The following is a 26,748-nucleotide window of genomic DNA, read 5'->3' on the forward strand; positions in this document are numbered from 1 at the left end:
CAGTGGCCTCCTCTCGCGCGGGTTCGCCGATCCCGCGAGAGGTGGCCGACGAGCTCGAGCGCGTGGTTGCGAGGTGGCATCAACTGCCCCTCGACCACGCGCTCTCTCGTGCCCCGGCCGTTCGTGACGTGGTTCAGTCGTTGGCCGACGAGGTGGCCGGATGCCGCAGACGCCCGCCCTCGCGGGTTCCTGATCTTGGTCCGGCCACCCTCATGCACCAGCTTCAGGTGATGGTCTTCGACCTTTTCGCCGGTCGGCCCGACACGAGCTCGGCGTGGGTCACAGAGCGGCTCAGCGGCATCCGCCGCTCGCTCTAGCCGTTCACCGTCGACGTCGAGGTCAGCTGAGGCGCTCGAAGACGACCGCCATGCCCTGTCCTCCACCGACGCACATCGTCTCGAGGCCGAACTGCTCGTCGCGCTCACGCAGCGCGTTGATGAGCGTGCCGGTGATACGCGCCCCGGTCGCCCCGAACGGGTGCCCGATGGCGATGGCGCCACCGTTGACGTTGAGCTTGTCGTAGTCCATGCCGAGCTGGTCGGCCGAGCCGATCACCTGGGCCGCGAACGCCTCGTTGATCTCGTAGAGGTCGATGTCGCCGATCGACATACCGGCCCGCTCGAGCGCGAGGGCGCAGGCCTGCACCGGCCCCAGCCCCATGATCTCGGGGGAGAGCCCGGTCGCTGCGGTCGAGACGACCCGCGCCAGCGGCTCGAGCCCGAGCTGCTTGGCCCGGGTGTCACTCATGACCACGAGGGCCGACGCCCCGTCGTTGAGGGGGCAGCAGTTGCCCGCAGTGACGGTGCCCTGCTCGCGGAAGACCGGCTTGAGCCCCCGCACCGCCTCGAGAGTCACGCCCGCGCGGGGGCCGTCGTCTTTCGTGACGACCGTGCCGTCGGGCGTGGTGACCGGCGTGATCTCCCAGTCGAAGAAGCCCCGGGCGATGGCTGCCTCGGCGCGGTTCTGGCTCATGACGCCCCATTCGTCCTGACGGTCCCGGCCGATGCCATAAGCCGTGGCGACGTTCTCGGCGGTCTGGCCCATCGCGATATAGATGTCGGGCAGCAGACCGTTCTGACGAGGGTCGGTCCAGGTCTCGTTCGTCTCGGCGATCCGCTTCGTGCGGGCCTGCGCGTCGGCGAACCGCCCGTTCTGCTGGTCTTCCTTGGCGCCGCCCGCGCCGGCCCAGTCGGTGTACTGCGACACGCACTCCACCCCGGCCGAGACGAAGACGTCGCCCTCCCCGGCACGGATCGCGTGGAAGGCCATCCGGGTGGTCTGCGCCGAGCTGGCACAGAAGCGGTTGATGGTGGCCGCCGGAGTGGCATCGAGACCGAGCAGGGTGGCGACGACCTTGGCCATGTTCGACCCGTGCCGGCCGGAGGGCTCGGCGCAGCCGAGGTAGAGGTCCTCGATGGTCGTGGGGTCAAGGGCGGGCACCTTGTCGAGGGCCGCCTGGATCACCGTGGCGGCGAGGTCGTCAGGCCGCACGTGCGTGAGCGAGCCCTTGAAGGCCCGTCCGAACGGTGAGCGGGCGGTCGAGACGATGACGGCTTCGGGCACGGGGTCCTCCTGTGGACAGCTCTGTCGATGGCTCGGAATCGCTCGCATCGCGGCCGGCGAGAGGTCGCGGCTCGATGGGGTAAGCGAGCGCTTAGTAAAGCCGATCGTACGCCGCCCCCTCAGGGCCAGGACACACGGCTGGGCGGCCGCCCGAAATCCGACCATTGGGGTAGGGAGGTCTCGGGGAGCGGTTAGGGTGTGCGGGGCGGTGCGCCGCACGGCTGCGCGCTCGCCCGCCAGCAGACACCACACACTCTCAGGGGACTCACCATGAAGACCACCTCCACCCGCATCGTCGCGCTCGCCGGCGCGCTCGCGATCTCGTTCGGCGCCGCCGCGTGCGGAAACTCAGACCCTGCGCCGAGCCCGGCTGCGTCCCAGACCACCACGTCGAGCCCGACGCCGGCCGCGTCGACGAGCACGAGCGAGACACCGACCCCGAGCGACTCGGCTTCGAGCGACGCAGGTGACACCTCCAAGGCCGCCGACATCGTCGACCAGGCGAAGTCGAACGCCCTCGCCGCGAAGTCGGCCCAGTTCGCCGGCACCGTCGAGCAGAGCGGCGAGGAGATGAAGATCTCCTACAAGGGCACGAGCGACGGTAAGACGGCCGATATCGCGATCGAGTCGTCCAAGCAGGGCAAGGCCCGCATCATCGCGCTGCCCGAAGGCACCTTCATTCAGGCCGACGCGAAGTTCTGGAAGAACGCAGGGGCGCCGGCGAGCGTGCAGAAGGCGGGCGACAAGTTCATCAAGGCGCCGAGCAGCGCATCGTCGATGACTCAGAGCCTCAGCCTGAAGTCGTTCGCGCAGAAGGCGTTCGGGTCGGTCTCGTCGTCGAGCTTCGCGTCCGAGGTCGGCGAGGAGAGCGTCAACGGCGTCGACTGCTGGGTGGTCACCGACAAGCGCGGCAAGGACGGCGGCGCGCTCTACGTCTCCAAGGACAAGAACGAGGTCGTGCGCTTCACCGGCACCAAGACGAGCCCGGGTCAGCTCGACTTCTCCAAGTGGAACGAAGACCTCGCCATCAAGGCGCCCGCGGCCAGCCAGATCATGAAGCTCGGCTGATCGACGGTTGCACAGGCTCGAAGATGAGTGGCGACAGCGGACGAGCACGATGAAGCTGCGGCGGGCGGCCGGGGCTGTCATGGCGGCATCCCTGCTCTCGATCGTCGCAGCCTGCTCGACGGGCGACGGCGAGACCAGCCCGGCGAACGGCGCCGGCTCCTCGGTCGGCACGCTCGGCTCGGGTTCCGCGTCGACCGGCGGAGCCGGAACGGCCGACCCCGCGAGCCCAGCCGCGATCTTCGCCGCGGCTACGTCCCACGCCAGGGCCGCCACGTCAGGGGCCTTCACGGGCACGATCGACGACGAGGGCGAGCAGGCAAAGGTCTCGTTCAAGGGCACCCGCGACGGGTCGACGGTCGACGTCACGAAGGCCGCCCCGAAGGCCGGCCGGGTGCACCTGATCTCGCTGGGTGGCGCGGTCTACGTGAAGGCCGACAAGAGGTTCTGGAACCAGCAGAGCGTGCCCTTCCTCGTGTCGTTGTTCGGTGACCAGTTCGTCAAGGTTCCGGCCGGTGTGGTGCCCGTGCTCGACCAGCTGACCCTCAAGGCCTTCGTCGACAAGAGCATCGGCACCTTCTCGGCGAGCGACCTGTCGGGCGCGCTCTCAGAGACCATCGTGGACGGCATCGACTGCTGGGTGCTCACGACCGCGAGCGGCAGGCCCGCTGACGGCGCTCTCTACGTCTCCAAGGGTGGCGCTGAGGTCGTCCGCTACGTCGGCACGCCCGCGCACGCGGGTCAGCTCGAGTTCTCGCGCTGGAACCAGCAACCCGGCGTCACCGCCCCACCGGCCGACCAGGTGTTCTCGATCGGCTGAGACGCCGGCTGACGGATGCCGCTCGCCGCACCGCGGTGGTCACACCACGGTGGGTCACACCACGGTGGGTCACACCACGGTGGAGTCGCCGGTGCGCGGTCGCGAGGGCAGGGGCGTTGCCTCTGCGCCCGCCGCCGCCGACAGGTGGTGCGGCTCAGAGGTCGGCGGCCCGTCGGGCGAGTGCGGGCCGGTCGAGGCCACCGCCGGCGGGCGCACCCGGTGCAGCAGCATGGCCCAGCGCCCCTGGGCGCCACGTGACTGGCCGCCGACCTGCGCTGGTGAGACCTCGGTGCCGGGCTGCGCCACCGCCCGCGTCGCCGCGACCGATACCGGCCCGACGCTCTCGCCGCGCCTGAGGTTGGGCGCCGCCGGGTGGCTGCGCTCACCGAAGAGGTCGAGCGCTGCACTGACCGAGGGCAGCAGGGCGGCGGCCACCCGCGCGTAGCCTGCAGCGCTCGGGTGAAAGCGGTCCTCGCTGAAGAGGATCTTCGGTTGGGCCGAGAACTCAGGGCCGAGGAGGTCGCCGATCGACACGGCCCGACCGCCGGCTTCGACGACCGCGACGGTCTGGGCCGCTGCCAGGTCTCGAGACCAACGCCGGGCCAGCAGGCGCAGCGGCTGCGGCACCGGTTCGATCGCCCCGAGGTCGGGGCAGGTGCCGACCACGACCTCGGCACCCACCTCCCGCAACCGTCGCACGGCCATCTCGAGGTGTCGCACCGCGATGGACCGGTCGATGCGGTGGGTCACGTCGTTGGCGCCGATCAGGATGACCGCGACGTCGGGGTGGCTCGCGCCAGCATCGGGGTTGAGGTCGTCTTCGGCGTCGCGCTCCCCGCGTTTGTCGACCTCGCCGGAGGCGGCATGGCCCCGCCCCCTGACCCCGTTCACCACCTGGTCGACCTGTGGGTCGAGGTCGGCCGACTCCGCGCCGCTGACGGCCACGTTGGTCAGCTGGACGGGCCGGCCACTGAAGGCGGCCACCCCGGAGGCGATCGTGGCGCCGACGGTCTGGTGGGCGTGTTGGGCGCCCAGCCCGGTGCCGGTGGAGTCGCCGAGAACCACGAAGCGGATCGGCGTGCCGGTTCCGGAGCCGTACGTTCCCTGGTCGTCGGGGGCCCCGTCGAGCACGTCCCCGATGGTGCGCCGGGTGATGACGGCCTCAGCCTTGATCAGGCCGTAGCCGAGCAGGCTGAGGGCCCCGAGACCTGCCGCCCCGATCCCGCCCCCGTAGGCGGCGGTCTGCGCGATCTTGCGTGCGCGTCGTGCCCGCCCCATGAACCGATCCTCCTGCCGATGACCCTCCGAACCAGACATCACGGTAACGCCCCGGGCTGACGCCCCGTGCCCGCGCCTGCTGGTCCGGCCGTCGCGCGGGTCCCGGCGTGGAGGGCAGTCCGGCCTGGTGGGACCCGGCTCGAACGTCTGGGAGGATGGCCGGATGAAGTACGCAGAGAACGTCGCCGACCTCGTGGGTAACACGCCGCTCGTCAAGCTCGGGCCGGTCGCGGCCGCTGCCGGCGTCAGGTGCACGGTGCTGGCCAAGGTCGAGTACTTCAACCCTGGCGGGTCGGTGAAAGACCGTATCGCGCTGCGGATGATCGACGCCGCCGAGCGTGACGGGCTGCTGAAGCCCGGTGGCACGATCGTCGAGCCGACGAGCGGCAACACCGGCGTCGGCCTGGCGCTCATCGCCCAGCGCCGCGGCTACAGCTGCGTGTTCGTGTGCCCCGACAAGGTGAGCCAGGACAAGCGCGACGTGCTGAAGGCCTACGGCGCCGAAGTCGTCGTGTGCCCGACCGCGGTCGATCCCGACCACCCCGACTCGTACTACTCGGTCAGCGACCGGCTCGTCACCGAGATCGAGGGCGCCTGGAAGCCGAACCAGTACTACAACCCCGAAGGCCCCAACAGCCACTACCTCTCGACCGGACCGGAGGTATGGGCCGACACCGACGGTCGCGTCACGCACTTCGTGGCCGGTGCAGGCACGGGCGGCACGATCAGCGGTGTCGGGCGCTACCTCAAGGAGGTGTCGGAGGGTGCCGTGCGCATCATCGCTGCCGACCCCGAGGGCTCGGTCTACTCCGGCGGCTCCGGCCGCCCCTACCTCGTCGAGGGGGTCGGCGAGGACTTCTGGCCCGGCGCCTACGACCCCTCGGTGGTCGACGAGGTGATCGCCGTGAGCGACGCCGACTCCTTCGAGATGACCCGGCGCCTCGCCCGCGAGGAGGGCCTGCTCGTGGGTGGGTCCTGTGGCATGGCGGTCGTGGCCGCGCTGCGGGTGGCGGCCGAGCTGCCCGACGACGCCGTCGTCGTGGTGCTGCTGCCCGACTCCGGGCGCGGCTACCTCAGCAAGATCTTCAACGACGACTGGATGCACTCGTACGGCTTCCTCAACGCGGGCGATGAGACGACAGTGGGCGACATCCTGCGCAGCAAGTCGGGAGCGCTGCCGGCGCTCGTGCACACCCACCCCAACGAGACGATCCGCGACGCCGTGCAGATCCTGCGCGAGTACGCCGTGTCGCAGATGCCCGTCGTCAAGGCCGAGCCTCCGGTGGTGTCGGGTGAGGTCGCCGGGTCGGTGAGCGAGCGAGCCCTGCTCGAGGCGCTGTTCACCGGCAAGGCGCACCTCGCCGACCCGGTCGAGCAGCACATGGAGAGTGGCCTGCCTCTGGTCGGGGCCGGCTCGCCGGTGTCGGCCGCGCGCGCCGAGCTCGAGCGCTCGGACGCGATCCTCGTGGTCGACGACGGTTTGCCGGTCGGCGTGCTGACCCGGGCCGATCTGCTCGGCTTCATCACCGGCTGACCCGCAACGCCGGCGACGCAGACTGATCCGCCGTTTGATCAGCCAAGGGCGACGTCGAGCGGATGCCGCGTCGGCTCAGCCCTGCTGTTCGGCCTTCGCCTCGGCCTTCTTCGCCCGCTTGAACTCGCGCACCTTCACTCGCGACTCGGCGTCGACCACATCGGCGATGGAACGGTGGCCGACCAATCCATAGTCACCGGCGGCGTTTTTCCAGCCGGTGGGGGTCACGCCGAACTGCTTGGCCAGCAGCGCCGCGAAGATCCTGGCCTTCTGGTCGCCGAACCCCGGCAGGGCGCCGATGCGCTCCACGAGCTCGGCGCCCGTCTTCACCCCGGCCCACAGGTTGGCGGCGTCGCCACCCCAGTCGTTGACGAGCGCCTGGCACAGCTGCTGGGTTCGGGTGGCCATCGAGCTCGGGAACCGGTGCAGGGCCGGTGGTGTGCGGAAGTGCTCGAGCAGCTGCTCCGGGGGCATCGCGGCGATGGCCCCGGCATCCAGCCGGTCGGTGCCCAGCCGTTCGGCGAGCACGCGCGGCGAGGTGAACGCCTTCTCCATGGGGATCTGCTGGTCGAGCTGCATGCCCAGCAGCAGTGCCAGCGGGTCGTGCTCGAGCAGGTCGTTCGCCTCGTCGGTCGAAGCCAGGTGCAGCGTCATGGTCCCATCCTCGCGCACCGGCCGGTGGGGCCGGAAGGGCGGTCAGTCCCCGGTCGGCACGTCGACCCACACCACCGGGCCGGGCGTCACCACTGCTCTGCCGGAGGTGATCTCAGCGATCGACGCGGTCACCGCCCTCATACTCGGAGGAGCCACGACCAGGTGCAGCCGCATCCCGGTCGGGGAGTAGTCGACGTCGCCCAGCCGCACCCCACGGATGCCGTGCAGGGCGTTCTCCAGCCGGGGGCCGCTCACGTGGTCGAGGGCCACGACCAGCGACTCGTGCTGCTCACGGCGGAGCAGGGTCGCGTCGTCGAGCGCCGCCGTCACCGCATCGGCGTAGGCGCGAATGAGGCCACCCGTGCCGAGCAGGGTGCCTCCGAACCACCGCGCCACCACAGCGACGACATCGGTGAGCCCGTGACCGCGCAGCACGTCGAGCATGGGGGCTCCAGCGGTACCCGACGGTTCGCCATCATCGTTGGTGCGAACAGTGGCGGCTTCAGAGCCGAGCACGAAGGCGGTGCAGTGGTGGCCGGCGTCGCGGCTGGCACCGCGCACGCCCTCGATGGCGGCGCGGGCGGCATCCTCGCTGCTCACCGGAGCCACGGTGCAGACGAAGCGCGACCGCCTGACCTCGATCTCGGCCCAGGTCGAGGCAGCGAGGGTCAGATAGCCGGGGGTCTCGTCTGAGGCGTTCACGACGGTCGGGGGAGGGTGGTCGGCATCCGTCAGGCCAGGTAGCGCTCGACCACGATGTCGACCAACGCGGGCGGCGGCGGCTGGTGCGCGAGCAGCAGTGGGCCAGACACGACGTCGGCACCCGCGCGGGTCGCGAGGTCGGCGAAGAAGCCGGGTGCCAGCAGGTAGGTGGCGACCACCACCCGGTGCGCTCCACCGGCGCGGGCGGCCGCCACCGCCTCGTCGAGACGGGGGGAGGCCGCGGAAAGGTAGGCGGGGGTCACCGGCCGGCCCAGCAGGGCGGCGAGGTCGTCGGCCACCTGCTCACAGTCCCGCACCGCCGACGGCTCCGACGAGCCCGCCGCCGCCATCACGACGACGTCGTCGTCGCGCAGGCCGATCTCGACGAGGCGGTCACGGAGCAGCCCGGCCAGGCGCACGTCGGGCCCGAGGGCGGGAGCCAGCGTGGTGGTGGCGGAGGTCTCGGCGGCCGCCGTGAGGTCGACGAACACGTGGTAGCCGGCCGACAACAGCAACGGCACGATGCGGGTGGGGCGACTGTCACTGTCCCTCATCACCCGCAGGGGCGACGGAGGTTGCACGTCAACGAAGGCCGACCGCACCTGCAGGTCGGGTCGGCGACGGGCCACGGCAGCGACCAGGCCTCCGACCGCGCCGCGTCCGGAGGGCGAACCGGTGCCGTGCGACGAGGCGACGAGCACGGGCAACCTGCCGGAGTTGGGGGGCACGGCCCAACTCTGACACGTCGGGTGCCGGTGCGCGCCGCGTAGGCTCGCTGCTCATGACGTCCGTCCCTGACCCTCCCGCGCTCAACACCTTGGCGGTAGGGACCTCCGGGCCGCGAGTCGCGTTTCTGCACGGGCTGTTCGGTCAGGGCCGCAACTGGAACCAGATCGCCAAGGCGATGGCCGGGCCCGACGCCTCCGACGCCCGATGTCTGCTCGTCGACCTGCCCGACCACGGCCGGTCAGCCTGGTCGGCCGAGTTCTCGCTGGAGGGGTACGCCGATGCCGTCGCCCAGACGTTGCGCTCGGTCGGAGGTGGCGAGTCGTGGGTGGTGGTCGGCCACTCGCTCGGCGGCAAGACGGCCATGGTGCTGGCCCTGCGGCATCCCGACCTCGTCGATCGCCTCGTCGTGGTCGACATCGCCCCGAAGGGGTACGGGTCGCTCGAGCGGTTCGAGGGCTACATCCGCGAGATGCAGGCGCTGCCGCTGAGCGAGCTGACGAGCCGGGCCGACGCCGAGGCCCGCTTCGTCGAGCCCGACCAGGGCGTCAAGGCGTTTCTGCTGCAGAACCTGCGCCGCGACGGGGCGGGGTGGCGATGGCAGGTCAACCTCGACCTCGTGGCCCGTGACGCGGCGCGGGGAAGCGAGTCCCGGATCGCGGGGTGGCCAGGTTCCGTCGACACGCTCTCGCCCTATGCCGGCCCCGTGCTGTGGGTCTCGGGTGGCGACTCGCGGTACGTCGGTCGTGACGACGGCGAGCGGATGCGGCGCTACTTCCCCCGCGCACGCCTGTTGACCATCAAGGGGGTCGGGCACTGGGTGCACTCCGACGCTCCCGACATCATCGTCACGGCTCTGCGAAGGTTCGTCGCCACCTGACCCGCCCGACCCAACCCAGCCGGCTGGGGGGAGGGGGGGTGGCCGCATCAGAGGAGGCGGCGGCCCATCGCCCACGCGGTCAGCTCGTGACGTGAGCTCAGCTGCAGCTTGCGCAACACCGAGCTGACGTGCGTCTCGACCGTCTTCACCGAGATGAACAGCTCTTTGGCCACCTCCTTGTACTGGTAGCCGCGGGCGATGAGTCGCATCACCTCGCGCTCGCGGGCCGAGAGCCGGTCGAGCTCCTCGTCGATCTCGGCGACCTCACCGGCCGTGGCGCCGAACGCATCCAGCACGAAGCCGGCCAGCCGTGGGCTGAACACCGCGTCGCCGTCGGCCACCCGCCCGATGGCGGTCAGCAGCTCGTTGGCGTTGATGGTCTTGGTCACGTAGCCGCGCGCGCCGGCGCGGATGACCGCGATGACGTCTTCAGCGGCATCCGACACCGACAGGGCCAGGAAGCGCACCGGCACCTCGGCCTGGCTCTGAACGCCCACACACGCCCGGATGACATCGGCGCCGCCGCGGCCGTCTCCGCCGGGAAGATGCACGTCGAGCAGCACGACGTCGGGTCGCTCGGCCTTGATCGCCGCGACGGCCGTCTCGACCGAACCGCCCTCGCCCACGATGTCGAGGTCGTACGGCGCGCCCGAGGCCAGGCCGGTGAGCTCGGCACGCACGCCGGTGCGGAACATGTGGTGGTCGTCGACGAGCACGATGCGGATCTTGCGCCGGTCGGTCATGAAGAAGGCTCCTCGTGGTGGTTCGGCGGGGATGCGGGACTGGCGGCGTGCGGCGCGTGGCGGCTGCCGTGCTGCTCGGATGCCGGTGGGTGGGCGGTGGGGCTCGGGGCCGGACCAGACGGGGCGGAGCCAGCAGGAAACGCACCGTTCGCTGCCTCGACCGGCAGTCGCAGCTCGATCTCGGTGCCGTCGGGGCGGCGGCGGATGCTGGCGCTGCCCCCGTGACGCTCCATCCGGCCGATGATCGACTCGCGCACTCCCGCCCGGTCGTCGGGCACCTCGGCCAGCTCGAAGCCGCCGCCGTGGTCGCGCACGAACGCCTCCACCGCCTTGGGGCCGACCTCGACGTAGACGGTGATCGGGGGGCTCGCGTGCCGCACCGCGTTCCAGGTCGCCTCGCGCACCGCCTTGACCAGAGCATCGAGGTGGGGGTCCATGGCCCGGTCACCCGTGACGACGACCTGAACGGCGACGCCTTGGAGGTCTTCGATCTCGTTCATCGCGGCGGTGATGGCCGTGCCGAGCGAGTCGGCGTGAGCGTCCTGGTCGTAGAGGTAGGAGCGCAGCTGGCGCTCCTGGGCACGGGCGAGACGGGCCACCGTCACGGCGTCGCCCGACTGGCGCTGGATGAGGGCGAGGGTCTGGAGCACGGAGTCGTGCAGGTGCGCGGCGATGTCGGCCCGTTCGGTGGCCCTGATGCGGGCGGCCTGTTCCTCGCGGAGGCGGCTCCAGAGGCGCAGGATCCACGGTGCGGCCAGCACCGCGACGCCGATCAGCGCGGCCACGACGGCACCCGCCACCTGCCAGAGGTCGCCGATGCTGGTGCCCCGCACGAGCAACCCGACCAGGCCGAGGGTGGTGAGCACGAGTCCGACGACGAGCCACACCCACCGCACCGGCCGGCGTGAGCCCAGGGCGTCGGTGTCATCGAGCTGGCTCCAGAAGAAGATGGCACCGATGAAGATGGCCACGACCGGCAGCACCACCTCAGGGTGCAGGTCGAAACCGGCCGTGCTCAGCCACAGCGCCGCAGAGACGACGAGGGCGGTCACCCCGAGCACCGTCAGGATGACGGCCTCGTTGCCGCTGCGCAGCCAGGCCTTGACACCCGACAGGTCGGGCCGGGTCGCGAGGGTTGGCGCGCCGGCACCACTCTGGATGCCGCCCGGGGCGCCGGTCTCGGCGATCACCGACCGGTCGCGCGGCGCCTGGCGCATGGTGGCCCACAGGAAGATGTAGACCGCGAACCCGGCCCCGAACGGCACGGCGGTGAGGATGAAGACGAGCCTTACCAGGCGCACCGGCACGCGAAGGTGTTCGGCCAGCCCGATAGAGACACCTCCGACGACGCGGCCCTCACGTTGGCGCATCAGGGGTGGACGCTGGGGACGGCCGGGGAGGGGGGCCCGCGACGACCTCGCACCAGCCGCACCAGCCGCACCAGCCGCACCAGCGGCCGTCCGCGGTGCTGGTGGTCGGGGTGCCTCGAGAGGTGCCGGTGCGGGTGTCACCTGCCCATCCTCGCCCACCCCGACCCGTGAGGGCGAGCCCCGACGCCTCCTTTGGGGGTCTGGTCAGGGTCGGCTCAGGGTCGACCCTCATGGCGGGGCGCTCCCCGGCTCGACACTCTGGTGACATGACGAAGAAGACAAACTCATCGGGCCAGGGTCTTGATGGTCTGTACGACGGCCTCCGTCGCCCCGGCATCATGCGCAGCTCCGACGACAAGTGGTTCGCGGGAGTCTGCACCGGGGTGGCCCGCTGGCTCGGTGTCGACCCTCTGGTCGTGCGCGGAGCCTTCATCCTGTTCGCCGTCTTCTTCGGGATGGGCGTGGCGCTCTACCTCGTGCTCTGGCTGCTCATGCCGACCGAGGATGGTGAGATCTCCATCGAGAAGGCCCTCAAGTACGGCGACGGCGGCTCGATCTTCCTGCTCGTCATCACCGTCATCTCGGTGCTCGGGGGCGGGCCGTGGTTCGGCGACGGGGGCTTTCGCGGAGTGCGCATCGGCGGGGGCGTGGTCGTAGCGGTGCTGGCCTGGTGGTTCCTGACCCGAACCGACGCCGGGCGCGAGCTGGTCAGGTCGTCTCCGTGGAGTCGTAACGGATGCGACCGGGCGGCCACCGACAACGACTCGACCGGCGGCGTGGCGACCGCTTCGACCGCACCGTCGACCGCAGCCTCGTCAGCCCTGTCGACCGGCAACGCCGCCGCTGCTGCCGGGGCCGCGGTGACCGGCCCCGGCCTGCCCGAGCCCGCACCGACACCCAGCCGCCCCCGTGTGCAGGTGCGCACGATCGGCTTCGCCGCGACTCTCGTCGTGCTCGGCGCCGCTCTGGCGGTGGGTGCGTTGCTCGGCTCGCTCGCGCAGAACGGCGGCTGGGCCGGTAACCACCTGGCCATCGGTGTCGCGGGCGGGCTGGCGGTCGTCGGTCTGGCCCTGGTGGTCGCCGGGATCGCCGGCCGCCGCTCGGGGGTGCTCAACCCGATCGCGGGTTTTGCGATCGCCTTCCTGGCGTTCTCCTCGGTGGTGCCGGCGGGCATCAACCAGCCCTGGGACATCGGGGACCGTTCCGTGTCGGTGACGACGCTGACCGGAGACAACGCCCACCAGCTCGGGGTCGGGCAGCTGACGGTCGACCTGACCCAGGCCGACTACGCCGCGACACCGGGGCCCGACGTCGTCACCGCCACCCTCGGCGTCGGCCAGCTCGACATCATCGTTCCCACCGGCACGAGGGTCGTGGTCAACGCTGCGGGCCGCGTCGGGGAAGTGGCCGTCTTCACGCCCGCAGAGGCAAAAGCCAACAAGGACAACGCCGGTAAGCAGTCCGTGGACGGCACGAACTGGTCACAAAGCTACACGTTCGGCAGCGGCTCCACCCAGCTGACGGTCGACGCCGAGGTCGGCCTCGGCCAAATCCGCATCATCACCGGAGCGACGCCGTGAGCGCCGTGCCCCCACCCCAGTCCACCGAGCCCACCGAGCCCACCGAGGCCACCGAGGCCGACCAGATCAGCCGACGTCTCAGCCAGAAGGACACCACGATGACGAACGAGTCCGACTTCCCTTCCGACCCCCTCGCTCAGAACGACCCCACCCGGGCCTTCGACCCGAGCGTCACGTCGCACCTGCCCCACCTGCCCCAGCAGTCGGCGCCCTACCGGGTGGAGCCCTCTACCCCGGTGCCTGACGACCGTGTCGCGCCCGAGCCCCTGTCGCCGACCTCGCGGCCGAGCCGGCCGCAGCTCAGGCAGGAGGCCGAGAACCGTCGCCCGCTCGTCACCGTGGCGAAAGGGCCTCGCCCGGGAACGGTGCTGTTCGGGCTGATCAGCGTCGTGGTGGCCGCCTACGTTCTCATCGACAACCTCGGCGGCAGCGACCTCGACGTGCGGCAGAACCTGCCCGCCGCCCTCGGCTCGGTCGGAGCGCTTCTGCTGCTCGTCGGGCTGGTCGGGGTGGTCGCGAGCCGGCGCCGACGCTGAGCGACCCGCCGACGCCGAGTAGACGGATGCCGCTGGGCCGGCCCAGCGGCATCCGCGTGTACCTGCCTGTACCGGTGCGCATCGGTGCGTCAGGTGGGGGTGGCGGTGGTTAGGCTCGGTCGAGCACGCCCGCCCCGAGAGCACGCAGGAGACGCAGTGGCCCCGAAGTCCGGCATCAACCTCGCGAACATCGACCGCGCCACCCGGGCGCAGGACGACCTGTTCCGGTTCGTCAACGGCACCTGGCTCGACACCACCGAGATCCCCGGTGACCGCTCTCGCTACGGCACCTTCGACGTGCTGCGCGAGCAGTCGACGGCGCGAGTGCGTGACCTCATCGAGGAGGCGGCGGCAGGGGAGCCGGGCTCCGCCGGCTCGCCGCAGCAGCAGGTCGGTGACCTCTACGCGAGCTTCATGAACACCGAGCGCGTCGAAGAGCTCGGCCTTGCGCCGCTCGCGCCCCTGCTGTCGGAGGTGGCCACGGTCGACTCGGTCGAGGTGCTCTTCGCGGCGATGGGCCGGCTACAACGCCTGGGCGTCACCGGGGCACTCGCTCACTTCGTCGCGCCCGACGAACGCTCACCCGAGCGCTACGTCGTCTACCTCGAACAGGCCGGGCTGGGCCTGCCCGACGAGTCGTACTACCGCGACGAGAAGTACGCCGACATCCGCACGGCCTACCTGGCGCACATCGAGCGGATGCTGTCGCTGGCCGGCATCCCCGAAGCGGCAGACAAGGCGGCGCGGGTCATGGCCCTCGAGACCCGTCTCGCCGCTTCGCACTGGGACAAGGTGAGCAACCGCGATGCCATCAAGACCTACAACGCGTTCACCTTCGCCGAGGCACGCACGCTCGCCCCGCAGCTCCCGTGGGAGAGCTGGGTCTCGGCCCTGGGCGCACCGTCGGGGGCGTTCGACAAGATCGTCGTGCGTCAGCCCAGCTTCGTCACGGCGCTCGCGGCCGCGCTCGCGGAGGTCGACCTGGGTGACTGGCAGGCCTGGCTGACGTGGGGGGTCGTCAACGAGTTCGCCTCGCTGCTGCCCGAGTCGCTCGTCGAGGCTGACTTCGACTTCTACGGTCGCACCCTCTCTGGTCAGCCCGAGAACAAGGAACGGTGGAAGCGCGGGGTGTCCGCGGTCGAGGGGGGCGTGGGTGAGGCGGTCGGTCAGCTCTACGCTGAGCGGTGGTTCCCCGCGTCGGCCAAGGAGCGGATGAACGAGCTCGTGGCCAACCTCGTCGAGGCGTTCCGTCGCTCGTTCGCCTCGCTCGAGTGGATGAGCGAGGCGACCCGCGAGGAGGCCGTCGCGAAGCTCGACGCGTTCACGCCGAAGATCGGCTACCCCGACCGGTGGCGCGACTACTCATCGATCGACATCACCGCCGACGACCTGGTCGGCAACACGACGCGGGCCACGGCCTTCGAGGTCGACCGCAACCTCGCCAAGATCGGGCAGCCGATCGACCGCACCGAGTGGTTCATGCTGCCGCAGACGGTCAACGCCTACTACATGCCGTCGATGAACGAGATCGTCTTTCCCGCCGCCATCCTGCAGCCGCCGTTCTTCGACCCCGACGCTGACGACGCGGTCAACTACGGCGGCATCGGGGCGGTGATCGGTCACGAGCTGGGCCACGGGTTCGACGACCAGGGCTCGCGCTACGACGGCACGGGCGCCCTGCGCGACTGGTGGACCGACGATGACCGCACCCGCTTCGAGGCGCTGGCCAAGGCTCTCGTAGCCCAGTTCGACGGCTTCACCCCGGCCGGCCTCGACGCGTCGCACAAGGTCAACGGCAGCCTCACGGTCGGTGAGAACATCGGCGATCTCGGTGGGCTGCAGATCGGGTACTCCGCCTACCGCATCGCCACCGAGGCATCGGGCATGGTCGAGCTCGACGGGTTCACCGGGCCGCAGCGCTTCTTCCTCGGCTGGGCGCAGGTGTGGCAGGGCAAGGCCCGTGAGGCCGAGGCCGTGCGGCTGCTCGCCATCGACCCACACTCGCCCCAGGACATCCGCGGCAACGCGGTGCGCAACCTCTCGGAGTTCCACGAGGCGTTCGGGGTGCAGCCCGCCGACGCGATGTGGCTCGGCGACGACGAGCGGGTGCGCATCTTCTGAGTCGGCCTCTCGCCAGCCACCCCGCCGCTCGCCAGCCACCCGAGGGGGCCGCTCGCCGCCCGCCTGCGGGGATGCCGTGCAGCCGCCGTCAGCGCTGCCCTTCGGCCTCCGCGGCCTGCCTGAGCTGTCGCAGACCGCGTTCGAAGTCGGGGCCGAGCATCTTGTCCATCGACCAGAACCTGCTCATCAGGCCCATCACGAAGTTCTGTGGGCCGGTCATGACCCACTCCACCTCGGTGCCGGTGCCGGTCGGTTTGAGGGTGAAGTCGATGCGGTTGCGGGCCCGCATCGGCGCCGAGAAGTCGAGGTCGACCGCGAGGTGTTCGGCGCTGGACTCGAGCATCTCCATGCGTCCCTCACCGGCGTGACGGTCACCCTTCCAGGCGTACACGGCTCCCACCCCGGAGCCGGCGCCGCTGTAGTCGCGTGACATCTTCGGGTCGAGACCCTCCCAGGGCGACCACTTCGGCCACTCGTGGAAGTCGTTGATGAGGGCGTGTATGCGTGCAGCCGGGGCGGCGATCGAGGCGGAGCGGCTGAAGCGGAAGTCCTTGGCCATGGGCGCATCCTCCCATCCGATGAGAGCACCGGACGGGAGGGCGCGTTGCCTGACGGGCTCAGGCGGGCGGGGCGATGTCCTGCTGGGCGGGCAGCTGGTCCTGCCGCACGATGCCGACCGGGCAGGTCATGCCGTTCGGCCCGTGGTTGCAGTAGCCACCGGGGTTCTTGTGCAGGTAGCCCTGGTGGTAGTCCTCGGCGAGATAGAACGGCCCGGCCTCGTCGGCGGAGCGGATCTCGGTGGCGATCTCGCCGTGGCCGTTGTCGTGCAGCACCTGCTGGAAGGCCTCCCGCGTCGCGTTGGCGGCGGCTTCCTGCTCTGGGGTCGTCCAGTAGATGAACGATCGGTAGGCGGTGCCGACGTCGTTGCCCTGCCGGTTGGCCGTCGTCGGGTCGTGGTTCTCCCAGAAGGCCTTGAGCAGCAGCTCGGCGCTGGTCCGGGTGGGGTCGTACACGACCCGTACCGCCTCGGCGTGCCCGGTCAGCCCGGTGCACGTCTCCTGGTAGGTCGGGTTGGGGGTGTAGCCGCCCATGTAGCCCGCCGCGGTCACGATCACCCCGGGGAGCTTCCAGAAGATCCGCTCGACGCCCCAGAAACAACCCATGCCGAGGTAGAGCACCTGGGACCCTTCGGGCCACGGGCCCTCGAGGGGAGTGCCGAGCACGACGTGCGTGGGGTTGACGGAGTAGGTCCGTTCGGGCCGCCCGCTGAGAGCGTCGTCACGGGTGGGCATCTGGGTCTTCTTGCCGAATCCGAACACCATGCCAGTGTCACATCCTTCATGCTTGCGTTGGCTTACACCCTCCTAACGCCGTTCGACGCCGAGGTATGCCGCCCGGCCCGATCACGGCTCAGGCGCGAGCCGGCTGAGAGAAAACGGGTGGCCGGGGCGGTTACGGCGTGGTGAGGATGGTCGGTATGGATGGTCGACAGATCGAGATCCGGCCCGTCGACCTGCTCGACCCGGCGCAGCAGAACGACGCGGCGCGGTGGATCGAGCTGCACGCGAACGTGCAGCGCGAGCTGTTCGGCGACGGGGGCAGCGCATGGACCCTCGAGGAGATCCAGACCTTCCACCGCTCGCCCGACGCGGAACGGATCGCCCGGGCGGCGTGGGCCGACGGACGCATGGTGGGCGCCGCAGAGATCGGGATGCCGCTGACCGACAACCTCGCCCTCGCGACCCTGTGGCTGTCGGTCGACCCCGCCCACCGCCGGCGGGGATGCGGCTCGGTGCTGCTCGCAGATGCCGAGCAGATCGGCGCCGACCACCGGCGCACCACCTTCGTGGCCGAGGCCGACGGGGCCATGGGAGCGCCTGACCTGGCCGACGGCTTTGCGACCCGACACGGCTACGTCATCGCACAGACGATGCTCCGCAGCGCGCTGAACCTGACGGCCGGTCGAGACCGGCGCAGCGGCATCCTCGACCGAGCTGATGACGCTGACGGCTGCGACGACTACCGCATCGAGTCGGTCCTCGACCGGTTGCCTGACGAGTGGCTGGCTGACCGCGCGGTGCTGCAGCAGCGGATGAGCACCGACGCGCCGGCCGACGACCTGGCTCTCGAGGAGGAGGCGTGGGACGCCGAACGGTTGCGTGCCACTGACGACCGAACTCGGCGGTCGGGGCGGCGCATCGTCGAGTCGGTGGCCCGGCACGCCCCGACCGGTCGACTCGTGGCGTTCACCCGGGTCTCGGTCTCGGGGGCGGAGCCCACCCTCGCCTACCAGCAGGACACCCTCGTGCTGCGCGAGCACCGGGGCCACGCCCTCGGCCTCCGCGTCAAGGCGGCGAACGCGCGGCTCCTGCAGGAGGCGCTGCCGCAGGTCACTGCCGTGCGCACCTGGAACTCTGACTCGAACGGGCCCATGCTCGCGGTCAACCGCCGGCTCGGCTACGTCGCCGACGGCTACCGCCACGACTGGCAGAAGGTGGTCTCGTGACGGCCGTGACGATGGCGCGGATCGAGCTCACGGCGCGTCGCCCCGAACACCTCTGCCGTGGCGGGACCTGTGAGTGGGGGAGTCTTTCCGGCGTCAGGTGCCGGAGAACCTCCCCGACCCGGCATCCGTGACGGGTAGGCCGGCCCCTGCGATGGCATTCTCGAGCACGGTCGCCATCTCGGCGTACCCCAGGTCGTTGGGGTGGAAGAGATCTCCGGCGAGGCGCCCTCGCCACGACTTTGGCCCCTCCGCCCGCATGTCCGCCAGCACGACCTCGCCGCTCGCTGCGCGCTGCCGGATCAGCGCGTCGATCTCACGCGCCTCGCGTCGCGGGTTGGGCAGGTTGGCGACGACTGCTCCCGGCGGCAGCTTGTCCAGCAGCAACCGGAAGCGCTGCACGACCCCCTCCCGGTGCCGGGAGAGCACGATGTCGTTCGACCCGATGACGACGGTGACCAGGCCGACCGTTCGCCCTTCGTCGGCGAGGCGTTCGAGCACGGGCAGCTGGCGGTCGAGAACATCCTGCACCCGGGCGCCGTTCACGCCGAGGTTGACCACTGCGTGGTGCCAGCCGGATGCCGCCAGCTGCTCGCTCAGCTGCCCCACCATCCCGTGGTCGGGCGCTGAGGCTCCGATCCCCAAGGTCATCGAGTCGCCGATCGCGACCCAGAGCGGGGCGTCGCCGTCGGACGCCTCGCGGTTGGTGCTCTCCCACCAGTCGGCGTACGGCCCTACCTGCTGCTGCACCGCACGCACCCCGGGCAGCATCCGCCCGAGGGCGGTGAGGAAGGCGCCGGTCGGGCGGTCGCTGTGGTTGGAGTAGTCGATGGGCAGGGGCACCACGCGAGCATCGCAGACGACGCTGACTAGGCTGAGCAGCATGTCTGACGAGCACGGCTTCTCCACTCGCGCGATCCATGCCGGCCAGGCGGCCGACGAGCTGACCGGGTCGGTGGTGACCCCCATCTACCAGGTCTCGACCTACAAGCAGGACGGCATCGGGGGGTTCCGAGGCGGCTACGAGTACAGCCGTTCGGCCAACCCGACCCGTACCGCGCTCGAGACGTGCCTGGCCGCCCTCGAGGGCGGCAGCCACGGCTTCGCCTTCGCCTCGGGGCTCGCCGGTCAGGATGCCATCGCAAGGTCGTTGCTCGTGCCGGGAGACCACGTGGTCGTGCCGAGCGACGCCTACGGGGGTACCTACCGCTACTTCAACCAGATCGCCAAACCGCAGGGCGTCGAGCACTCGATCGCCCGCATCAGCGATGTCGACGCCGTGCGGGCCGCCATCCGACCCGGCCAGACCAAGGCGGTCTGGGTCGAGACGCCCACGAACCCACTGCTCGGTATCGCCGACATCGAAGCCATCGCGGAGGTGGCGCACGCGGCTGGTGCCGTGCTCGTCGTCGACAACACCTTCGCCACCCCGTACCTGCAGCGCCCGCTCGATCTCGGGGCCGACATCGTCACCCAGTCGACGACGAAGTACGTCGGCGGGCACAGCGATGTGGTGGGGGGCGCAGTCGTGACAGCAACGTCTGTGTCGGTGCCGGGCTTCGAGAACATCGCTGACCGGATCGCCTTTCACCAGAATGGTATCGGGGGAGTGGCTGGCCCGTTCGACTCGTGGCTGACGCTCCGGGGCGTGAAGACTCTCGCGATTCGCATGGAGCGGCACTGCGACAACGCCGAGAAGGTCGTCGACTTTCTGCAGGGCCACGACGGGGTCGGCCAGGTGCTCTACCCGGGTCTGAGCACCCATCACAACCATGAGGTCGCCGCCCGGCAGATGAAGCGCTTCGGCGGCATGGTGAGCTTCCGGCTGGCGAAGGGCGAGGACGCCGCGGTCAAGACGTGCGCGGCCGTGCAGCTCTGGACCCTGGGTGAGTCCCTGGGCGGGGTGGAGTCGCTCATCGAGCACCCGGCCCGCATGACGCACAGCTCGGTCGCCGGCACCGAGCTCGAGGTGCCGAACGACCTGATCCGGCTCTCGGTCGGCATCGAGGACGTCGACGACCTCATCGCAGACCTGCGCGAGGCGCTCGACATCCACGGCTGACCCTGGTCTGGTTGTCTGTCGCCTGTTATGACGATCCTCACGGTCGACTTCGGCTCGACCTTCACCAAGGGCGCCCTGATCGCCGACGACGGGGCAGTGCTCGTCGTGGGCTCCACCGCGACCACGGGAACCCTGGGGCGCGGTGACATCCTCGACGGGTACCGCCGGCTGCGCGCGCAGCTCGACGTGCCCTCAACCGCCCGGGTGCACGCGTGCTCCAGCGCCGGGGGAGGTCTGCGTCTGGCGGTGGTCGGCTACGAGCGCGCCGTCACGGCCGAGGCCGGTCACCGGGTCGGGCTGTCGGCGGGGGCGAAGGTCGTGCACGTCGCGGCTGGCGAGCTGTCGACGGCCGGTGTGAACGGCATCCGTGCAGCGCGGCCCGACATCGTGTTGCTGGTCGGCGGCACCGACGGGGGCAACTCGAATGTGCTGCTACACAACGCCGCCCGTCTGGCGAAGGCCGCCATCGGTGGGTACGGGCCCCGCGCGGTGCCGGTCGTGGTGGCGGGCAACGTCGACGTGCGGGAGGAAGTGGTCGCGAGGCTCGCCACGACGCGGCGGCCGACCGTCGTGGCGGCCAACGTGCTGCCGCGCATCGGGGTCATCGCGCCCGAGTCGGCCCGGTCCGCGATCCGCGACGCGTTCTTGAGACACGTGATCGGTGGAAAGGGTCTGTCACCAGATGCCGCCTTCGCCGCGATGGTCGAGGCCCCTACTCCCGACGCCGTGCTGAGCGGGGTCGCGCTGCTGGCCGACGTGGTGGCTGGTGACGTGCTGGTCGTCGACGTGGGCGGGGCGACCACCGACGTCTACTCCTGCCTCACCCCGGAAGGCGAGGACGCGAGCCTGCGCAAGGACGTCGTGGCTCCGCTCTGGCACGCCCGGACGGTCGAGGGTGACCTCGGCGTGCGGTGGAACGCCCTCGGCGTCATGGAGGCAGCCCGGGCCGAGCGGCTCTGGCCGCCTCGCCGAGACCGGGGCGAGGAGGCCGACACCGGTGACATCCACGGGCTCGAGGCGTATGCCGCAGCCGTCCACGAGCAGCCGGGCTCGGTGCCCCAGGATGCCCACGAGCGTGGTCTCGATCTTGAACTGGCTCGCCTCGCCGCCCTGGTCGCGGTGCGCCGGCACGCCCGCGCCCCGCAGCCGACCGAGCTGCCGCGACCGTTGGCCAACGTGACCACCCTGGTGGGCTCGGGGGGCGTGCTGCGGTTCGCCGATCTGGCCGGTCGGGAACGGGTGCTGGGTGCGGTGCTCGCCGACCACGAGGGCGGCTGGAAGGTCCCGCGAGCCGCTCGCGGGAGCGTCGACGCCTCGTACCTGCTCTTCGCGGTGGGGTTGCTGGCCGACTCGGACCCGAGGCTGGCCCGCGCCTTCGCTGCCCGAATTCTCTGACCCACTCCCACCCCACCCGTCGAAGAGACAGCCGAGCCGTAGCCTTCACGCCCTTGCCCAGCCATAGCCACCCGGCGGCCCCGATCAGCGCACCAACGGCCCGGGCGAAGGGGCCAGGACATCGAAAAGGCAGCTCGCGTCACGCGAACTGCCCTTTCAACGGTCTCTCTCAGGCTTTGTACGGCTTCGCAGCCAGCACCTTGACCTCGATCTTCTTGCCGTTGGGGGCCGTGTAGGTGGTGGAGTCGCCGACGCTCTTGCCGTGGATGGCCGCGCCCATGGCCGACTTCTCGGAGAAGACCTGCAGGTCGGAGCCGTCGGCGATCTCGCGGTTGCCGAGCAGGAACGTCTCCTGGTCACCGAACATCTCGACGGTCACGAGCATGCCGGGCTCGACGATGCCGTCGTCGGGAGGGGTCTCACCGATCGTCGCGGTCTGCAGCAGCTCGGTGAGCTGGCGGATGCGGGCCTCCATCTTGCCCTGCTCCTCGCGGGCGGCGTGGTAGCCGCCGTTCTCCTTGAGGTCGCCCTCTTCGCGGGCCTCCTCGATCTGGCGCGCGATGTCGAGGCGACCCTCTCCCGAGAGCTGGTCGAGCTCGCCCTTGAGGCGGTCATAGGCTTCCTGAGTCAGGAATCCGGCGGCTGTCTCGGTCACGATGGCACTCCTACTTGCGAACGAGCGCCCACGCGCGGCGCATGGGCGCCGTGTCACGACGTCTTGGATACAAGGATGGGCCCGGACGGACGGCTGTGCGGAACGGTGCTCGACACGTGCACGAACGGTCGCGGGCCCTGCTGAAGCACCAAGAGTAGCAAATCGCCGTGTGGGCACCCAGAACGCGCGCCGCGACCCCTTCCGCGCGGGCCGTCGGCAGCGGCCGCGCACCAGCCTCAGGTGCAGGTTCTGACCTCGCCCGTGACTGCCCTCGTCGTCGTGCGCAACGTCACGGTGAGCTGGCTGTCGGCGTCGGCGGATGCCGGAACGGGCACGTCGAGCGTTCCGACCGTGGAGAAGTCGCGCGCCAGCGCCTGCACCGTGCAGGTGACGGCCGCCCCGTCGGGGCTGTGCACCGAGAAGGTGACCCGCACGCTCTGGTCGTCGACCACCTTGTACCCGACCGTCTGGAAGCTGGGCAGACCGAGGGTGGCCGAGAGGCCGAACCAGATGGCGCCTGCGACTCCGATGCTCACCCCGATCGTGCCGATCACCCACCATCGCAACGTGCCGGGAGCGGGGCGTGGCAGTGGCATGGGTCGGCCTTGGGGTGATGGCCGACGAGCACGCCGGCGGTGGTGAGAGGATGGGAGTCTGACCAGTGTCTCTCATCGGGCACCAGCGCCAGGCGTCGGCCACTGACGACCGACCGCGAGCCGGGTGCGGGCCAGCCCCCGACCCAGCTCGCAACGAGCTCGCAACGAGCTCGCAACGAGCTCGGATCCGGGTTGCCGGCACGCGGCAGCCCGGAACCAACCACATCATCACCACAGACCGAACAGGAGTCACGTGCAAGATCGACTGCGATTGATGGCGGTGCACGCCCACCCCGACGACGAGTCGAGCAAGGGTGCGGCGACGACGGCGAAGTACGTCGCCGACGGCTTCTCCGTCAGGGTCGTCTCGTGCACCGGCGGGGAGCGTGGAGACATCCTCAACGAGGCGCTGAAAAGCGACCCGCACATCCTGCGTGACCTCTCCCAGGTTCGGCGCGACGAGATGCGGGCGGCCCAGGAGGTGCTCGGCTGCGAGCACACCTGGCTGGGCTTCGTCGACTCGGGCCTTCCCGAAGGCGACCCGCTGCCGCCGCTGCCCGAGGGGTGCTTCGCGCTCGAGGACCTCGACGTGACGACCGAGGCGCTCGTGCGGGTGATCCGTGAGTACCGGCCGCACGTGATGACGACCTACGACGAGAAGGGCGGCTACCCCCACCCCGACCACATCATGTGCCACATCGTGTCGATGGCGGCGTTCGAGGCGGCCGGTGACCCGGAGGCCTACCCGGCAGCGGGAGCGCCGTGGCAGCCACTGAAGATCTACTACAACGGGGGCTTCTCGAAGGACCGCCTCACGGCCATGCACGAGGCCATGCTCGACGAAGGGCTCGAGAGCCCGTACGCAGACTGGTTGGCGAACTGGAAGCCCCGGCGGGTGCCGGGAAGAACCACCCGTATCGACTGTGGCGCCTACTTCGAGACCCGTGACCGGGCCCTGCTGGCGCACGCGACCCAGGTCGACCCGGAGGGGTTCTGGTTCCGGGTGCCGCTGGAGATTCAGCAGCGGGTCTGGGGGTTCGAGGAGTTCGAGCCGGCCGTGTCCTACGTCGCGGTCGCCGACGACGAGACGGATCTGTTCGCCGGGCTGGGATCGGTCGCCGACGCCGACACCCTGGCCACGAGTGGGGGCCTGACCATGGTCTACGACGGACGGGTCGACGCGGCATCCGATGACCCCAGCGAGGATGCCGTCGAAGACGCGGTCGACGATGCCATCGACGACGCGGCGGAGCTGTCCGAACACGCAGTCAACGACACCACCGCTGACGCCGACCCGGCCACCGACGCTGACGCAGACGGCGAGCCGAACCCGAGCTCAGCGCAGAAGGAACGGGTCTGATGGGTGGCGACGGCAACTACACCATCGGGCCGGGCTTCTGGGGTTTCGTCGCGTTCTTCGTGATGGCGATCGCGCTGTGGCTGCTCGTGCGCAACATGAGCGGCCGGCTGCGCCGGATGGCCTACCAGGAGCGTGAGCGCGACGCGGCCGCCACTGACCAGAAGCAGACGGTCACGGGTGACCGTTCAGAGCGCACCGCCCTGTCGGGGGAGACCAGCCCTCAGGCAGGCGAACCCGACCCGCCGTCGCGGCCCCGCCACTCGCGCAAGGAGTCTCGCGGCTCTCACGACGAGACGACCTGACGGGCCTGTGGGCGAGGGCCTGACCCGGTCAGGCGGCGGCCCGGTACCCGATCACGGCGAGGATCACGGCCACGAAGTGGGTGAGGAACCCACCGAGGGTGAAGGCGTGGAACACCTCGTGGAAGCCGAACCAGCGCGGCCACGGGTTGGGGCGCTTGGTGCCGTAGATGATGCCGCCGGCCGTGTACAGCAGGCCACCGACGGCGATGAGTGAACCGATGACGGGGCCGCCCTGCTGCCAGAACGGCACGACGTAGAAGACGGCGGCCCAGCCGAGGGCGATGTAGAGCGCCGTGTAGAGCCATCGCGGCGCACCGACCCAGAACACCCGGAAGAGCACTCCGGCGATGGCGCCTCCCCAGATCACCGTGAGGAGGGTGCGCGCCTGGTCGGCGGGAAGCAGGGTGACGGCGAACGGTGTGTAGGTGCCGGCGATGATGAGGTAGATGTTCGAGTGGTCGAGCCGCTTCAGCAGCGCGCTGGCACGAGGGCCCCACGTGCCGCGGTGGTAGATGGCCGAGACGCCGAAGAGCAGAGCCGCGCTCACCGTGAAGATCACCGAGGCGGTACGCACCGAGCCGGGGTCGGAGATGATGATGAGCACCAGTCCGCCGAGAACGGCCACCGGGAACATGCCCAGGTGCAGCCACCCCCGAAGCCGCGGTTTGACCGTTGCGACCAGCCCGCTGACAAGGTCGGAGCCGGCTTCGGCCACCGACGGCGAAGGGGCGGTCTGCAAGGTGGCGGGCGCGGTGTGCCCACTCGAACCGGTCGGGCCGTCGGTGTCGCTGCTCATGCGCCGATTCTAACCTACGCAACCGTAGGTTACGCAGCCGTAGCCAGAATGGAGGCAGAGATTCCTCGGAGCCGTCCGAGCGGCACCGAGGAGGTGTGGTGACGCGGGGGTACGGTTGGCCAACGGCCCTGACGGGCTCTCGAGAGGCTCGATGAGGAGGGTGTCGGTGGGGTGGCGCGATGTGGTCTACGGAGCCTACGAGCGTCAGGTGCTACGCGGTGTGCCCCCGGAGGCGCGACCACGACACGTGGCCGTGATGCTCGATGGCAACCGACGGTGGGCCAAGGCCCGGGGAGCCGGTACCGCATCCGGTCACCAGGCCGGTGCCGACAAGATCGAGTCGCTGCTGCAGTGGTGTGAAGAGGCCGGCGTCGAGTACGTGACCCTCTGGCTGCTGTCGACCGACAACCTCGGTCGCCCGTCGGCCGAGCTCGGACCGCTGCTGCGCATCATCGAGAACGCCGTGGCCGACCTCGCCGCAACGCGGCGGTGGTCGGTACGGATCGCCGGGGCCACGGGCCTGCTGCCCCCCGAGACCGCAGCGTCGCTGCAGGCTTCGGCCGCGAGCACCGAGGGGGTCAGCGGCATGGTGGTCAACTGCGCGGTCGCGTACGGCGGTCGGCGTGAGATCGCGGATGCCGTTCGCGACCTGTTGCGCTCGCGGGGGGCGGCCGGTCAGACCCTGGAGCAGATCGCCGACGGCCTGACGGTCGAGGACATCGCCCAGCACCTCTACACCAAGGGTCAGCCCGACCCCGACCTCGTGATCCGCACCTCGGGGGAGCAACGCCTCGGCGGGTTCCTGCTCTGGCAGAGCGCCACCTCGGAGTTCTACTTCTGTGAGGCCTACTGGCCCGACTTCCGGCACGTCGACTTCCTGCGCGCTGTTCGGGCCTACGCGGGCCGGCACCGCCGCCACGGCTCCTGAGGTCGGCCCGCCACGGCGAAATCGCTACCTGATCGGCGACCGCACCCGCCGTGAAGCGCCAGAGGCGCTGCATCAGAGCACGAGCTCGCTGGCCACCATGACGGCCGAGCGGGGAGTGCTCCCCATTGCCGCTCGGTACCCGGCAACCTACGGTTCTGGAACGAACACCGAGCGCGAGAGAGCCTGGCCATCGTCAAGAAAGACGTCGACCCGACGGCACTGCGCGCCTCGGCCGAGCGCATCACCGCTCACGCGCATGAATGCGCTGACGAGGGGGGCGACGCTGCCCGGCGGCCCCGGCGGCCCCGGCGGCCCCGGCGGCCCCGGCGGCCCCGGCGGCCCCGGCGAACCGAGCGGCCACACAGGCGAGCAGGACCGATCACTCCTGGGGGCGCTCAGACTCGGCGTCACGGCCGCCAACCCCCGAGAGCGCCGAGGCTCCCGCCGCTGACCCGTCGTGTCTCTGCTCGTTCGGGCTCATCGCCAGCGACATCGAGGAGGAGTCATCGCACCCTGGCGGCTTTCGGCTGCTCAGGGTTGCCGCTGCTGCGGGTTTGGCTCTAGGTTCTGTCCCACACA

27 protein-coding genes are annotated in these 26,748 nt (G+C 70.5%); 14 read left to right on the plus strand and 13 right to left on the minus strand.

Annotated elements, in window-relative coordinates:
- Positions 1-2: 2 nt before the first annotated feature.
- Entirely contained in the window at positions 3-317 is a 315-nt protein-coding gene (locus BA895_RS19470; protein ID WP_070193554.1) for a hypothetical protein, read from the plus strand.
- Between the two features lie 22 nt (positions 318-339).
- On the opposite strand, the gene BA895_RS19475 is transcribed toward BA895_RS19470, so the two are convergent.
- A complete protein-coding gene (locus tag BA895_RS19475; protein WP_070193555.1) occupies positions 340-1,563 on the minus strand; it encodes an acetyl-CoA C-acetyltransferase in 1,224 nt (407 codons plus the stop codon).
- Between the two features lie 270 nt (positions 1,564-1,833).
- Between BA895_RS19475 and BA895_RS19480 the strand changes: the two genes are divergently transcribed.
- On the plus strand, positions 1,834-2,631 hold the full coding sequence (locus BA895_RS19480; RefSeq protein ID WP_070193556.1) for a hypothetical protein: 798 nt from the start codon (positions 1,834-1,836) through the stop codon (positions 2,629-2,631).
- A 49-nt stretch (positions 2,632-2,680) separates the two neighbouring features.
- A complete protein-coding gene (locus BA895_RS19485; protein ID WP_070193557.1) occupies positions 2,681-3,448 on the plus strand; it encodes a hypothetical protein in 768 nt (255 codons plus the stop codon).
- 69 nt (positions 3,449-3,517) lie between these two features.
- On the opposite strand, the gene BA895_RS19490 is transcribed toward BA895_RS19485, so the two are convergent.
- Positions 3,518-4,726 carry an SGNH/GDSL hydrolase family protein gene (locus tag BA895_RS19490; RefSeq protein WP_083283573.1) on the minus strand — a complete coding sequence of 403 codons (1,209 nt, stop codon included), beginning with the start codon at positions 4,724-4,726 and terminating at the stop codon, positions 3,518-3,520.
- A gap of 163 nt (positions 4,727-4,889) precedes the next feature.
- Here BA895_RS19490 and BA895_RS19495 point away from each other — a divergent pair, with 163 nt between their 5' ends.
- Complete coding sequence (locus tag BA895_RS19495; RefSeq protein WP_070193558.1) at positions 4,890-6,260, plus strand: cystathionine beta-synthase; 1,371 nt, start codon at positions 4,890-4,892, stop codon at positions 6,258-6,260.
- A 75-nt stretch (positions 6,261-6,335) separates the two neighbouring features.
- On the opposite strand, the gene BA895_RS19500 is transcribed toward BA895_RS19495, so the two are convergent.
- Genes BA895_RS19500 through BA895_RS19510 form a run of 3 tightly spaced genes read right to left on the minus strand, consistent with a single transcriptional unit; the run spans position 6,336 to position 8,344 of the window.
- Positions 6,336-6,914, minus strand: a complete 579-nt coding sequence (locus tag BA895_RS19500; protein ID WP_070193559.1) for an HhH-GPD-type base excision DNA repair protein — start codon at positions 6,912-6,914, stop codon at positions 6,336-6,338.
- A 42-nt stretch (positions 6,915-6,956) separates the two neighbouring features.
- Positions 6,957-7,616 (minus strand): YigZ family protein, encoded by a 660-nt coding sequence (locus BA895_RS19505; RefSeq protein WP_070193560.1) that lies wholly within the window; start codon positions 7,614-7,616, stop codon positions 6,957-6,959.
- A gap of 29 nt (positions 7,617-7,645) precedes the next feature.
- Entirely contained in the window at positions 7,646-8,344 is a 699-nt protein-coding gene (locus BA895_RS19510; protein WP_083283574.1) for a sirohydrochlorin chelatase, read from the minus strand.
- 53 nt (positions 8,345-8,397) lie between these two features.
- On the opposite strand from BA895_RS19510, the gene BA895_RS19515 reads away from it, so the two are divergent.
- Positions 8,398-9,222 carry an alpha/beta fold hydrolase gene (locus BA895_RS19515; RefSeq protein ID WP_070193562.1) on the plus strand — a complete coding sequence of 275 codons (825 nt, stop codon included), beginning with the start codon at positions 8,398-8,400 and terminating at the stop codon, positions 9,220-9,222.
- Positions 9,223-9,269: 47 nt separating this feature from the next.
- Here BA895_RS19515 and BA895_RS19520 read toward each other — a convergent pair whose 3' ends face one another.
- The gene (locus tag BA895_RS19520) at positions 9,270-9,965 is read right to left on the minus strand and encodes a response regulator transcription factor (protein WP_070193563.1); all 696 of its coding nucleotides are present in this window, start codon (positions 9,963-9,965) and stop codon (positions 9,270-9,272) included.
- Positions 9,962-11,335, minus strand: coding sequence for an ATP-binding protein (locus BA895_RS19525; RefSeq protein WP_083283575.1), 1,374 nt, complete (start codon positions 11,333-11,335; stop codon positions 9,962-9,964). The genes BA895_RS19520 and BA895_RS19525 overlap by 4 nt, the downstream gene beginning before the upstream one ends.
- A gap of 266 nt (positions 11,336-11,601) precedes the next feature.
- On the opposite strand from BA895_RS19525, the gene BA895_RS19530 reads away from it, so the two are divergent.
- The 3 genes from BA895_RS19530 (at position 11,602) to BA895_RS19540 (ending at position 15,572) form a co-directional block, all read left to right on the plus strand.
- Positions 11,602-12,915 carry a PspC domain-containing protein gene (locus tag BA895_RS19530; protein WP_070193564.1) on the plus strand — a complete coding sequence of 438 codons (1,314 nt, stop codon included), beginning with the start codon at positions 11,602-11,604 and terminating at the stop codon, positions 12,913-12,915.
- On the plus strand, positions 12,912-13,451 hold the full coding sequence (locus BA895_RS19535) for a hypothetical protein (RefSeq protein WP_070193565.1): 540 nt from the start codon (positions 12,912-12,914) through the stop codon (positions 13,449-13,451). The genes BA895_RS19530 and BA895_RS19535 overlap by 4 nt, the downstream gene beginning before the upstream one ends.
- 156 nt (positions 13,452-13,607) lie before the next feature.
- Complete coding sequence (locus tag BA895_RS19540; protein ID WP_070193566.1) at positions 13,608-15,572, plus strand: M13 family metallopeptidase; 1,965 nt, start codon at positions 13,608-13,610, stop codon at positions 15,570-15,572.
- Between the two features lie 88 nt (positions 15,573-15,660).
- Here BA895_RS19540 and BA895_RS19545 read toward each other — a convergent pair whose 3' ends face one another.
- Both BA895_RS19545 and msrA read right to left on the minus strand, forming a co-directional pair.
- On the minus strand, positions 15,661-16,131 hold the full coding sequence (locus BA895_RS19545; protein WP_070193567.1) for an SRPBCC family protein: 471 nt from the start codon (positions 16,129-16,131) through the stop codon (positions 15,661-15,663).
- A 58-nt stretch (positions 16,132-16,189) separates the two neighbouring features.
- Entirely contained in the window at positions 16,190-16,894 is a 705-nt protein-coding gene (gene msrA / locus BA895_RS19550) for a peptide-methionine (S)-S-oxide reductase MsrA (protein WP_070193568.1), read from the minus strand.
- Positions 16,895-17,049: 155 nt separating this feature from the next.
- Here msrA and BA895_RS19555 point away from each other — a divergent pair, with 155 nt between their 5' ends.
- Positions 17,050-18,078 (plus strand): GNAT family N-acetyltransferase, encoded by a 1,029-nt coding sequence (locus tag BA895_RS19555; protein ID WP_070193569.1) that lies wholly within the window; start codon positions 17,050-17,052, stop codon positions 18,076-18,078.
- Positions 18,079-18,171: 93 nt separating this feature from the next.
- Here the strand turns inward: BA895_RS19555 and BA895_RS19560 are convergent, their stop codons facing one another.
- Positions 18,172-18,918 carry an SGNH/GDSL hydrolase family protein gene (locus BA895_RS19560; RefSeq protein ID WP_175442391.1) on the minus strand — a complete coding sequence of 249 codons (747 nt, stop codon included), beginning with the start codon at positions 18,916-18,918 and terminating at the stop codon, positions 18,172-18,174.
- Between the two features lie 40 nt (positions 18,919-18,958).
- Here BA895_RS19560 and BA895_RS19565 point away from each other — a divergent pair, with 40 nt between their 5' ends.
- Positions 18,959-20,137, plus strand: a complete 1,179-nt coding sequence (locus BA895_RS19565) for a cystathionine gamma-synthase (RefSeq protein ID WP_070193571.1) — start codon at positions 18,959-18,961, stop codon at positions 20,135-20,137.
- 27 nt (positions 20,138-20,164) lie between these two features.
- A complete protein-coding gene (locus BA895_RS19570; protein WP_070193572.1) occupies positions 20,165-21,532 on the plus strand; it encodes a glutamate mutase L in 1,368 nt (455 codons plus the stop codon).
- 169 nt (positions 21,533-21,701) lie between these two features.
- Here BA895_RS19570 and greA read toward each other — a convergent pair whose 3' ends face one another.
- Together greA and BA895_RS19580 are read right to left on the minus strand one after the other, a co-directional pair.
- On the minus strand, positions 21,702-22,187 hold the full coding sequence (gene greA / locus BA895_RS19575) for a transcription elongation factor GreA (RefSeq protein ID WP_070193573.1): 486 nt from the start codon (positions 22,185-22,187) through the stop codon (positions 21,702-21,704).
- A gap of 236 nt (positions 22,188-22,423) precedes the next feature.
- Positions 22,424-22,783, minus strand: a complete 360-nt coding sequence (locus BA895_RS19580) for a DUF4307 domain-containing protein (protein ID WP_070193574.1) — start codon at positions 22,781-22,783, stop codon at positions 22,424-22,426.
- Between the two features lie 274 nt (positions 22,784-23,057).
- Here BA895_RS19580 and mca point away from each other — a divergent pair, with 274 nt between their 5' ends.
- Both mca and BA895_RS19595 read left to right on the plus strand, forming a co-directional pair.
- A complete protein-coding gene (gene mca / locus BA895_RS19590; RefSeq protein ID WP_070193576.1) occupies positions 23,058-24,143 on the plus strand; it encodes a mycothiol conjugate amidase Mca in 1,086 nt (361 codons plus the stop codon).
- Complete coding sequence (locus tag BA895_RS19595; RefSeq protein WP_070193577.1) at positions 24,143-24,445, plus strand: hypothetical protein; 303 nt, start codon at positions 24,143-24,145, stop codon at positions 24,443-24,445. The genes mca and BA895_RS19595 overlap by 1 nt, the downstream gene beginning before the upstream one ends.
- A gap of 28 nt (positions 24,446-24,473) precedes the next feature.
- Here BA895_RS19595 and BA895_RS19600 read toward each other — a convergent pair whose 3' ends face one another.
- Entirely contained in the window at positions 24,474-25,241 is a 768-nt protein-coding gene (locus BA895_RS19600) for a hemolysin III family protein (RefSeq protein WP_083283578.1), read from the minus strand.
- Positions 25,242-25,392: 151 nt separating this feature from the next.
- Between BA895_RS19600 and BA895_RS19605 the strand changes: the two genes are divergently transcribed.
- Positions 25,393-26,169: an isoprenyl transferase gene (locus BA895_RS19605; RefSeq protein ID WP_070193578.1), complete on the plus strand. Its 777-nt coding sequence runs from the start codon at positions 25,393-25,395 to the stop codon at positions 26,167-26,169.
- Positions 26,170-26,748: the final 579 nt, after the last annotated feature.

Origin of the sequence: Humibacillus sp. DSM 29435 (assembly GCF_001758225.1) — a bacterium.
Taxonomy (GTDB): domain Bacteria; phylum Actinomycetota; class Actinomycetes; order Actinomycetales; family Dermatophilaceae; genus DSM-29435.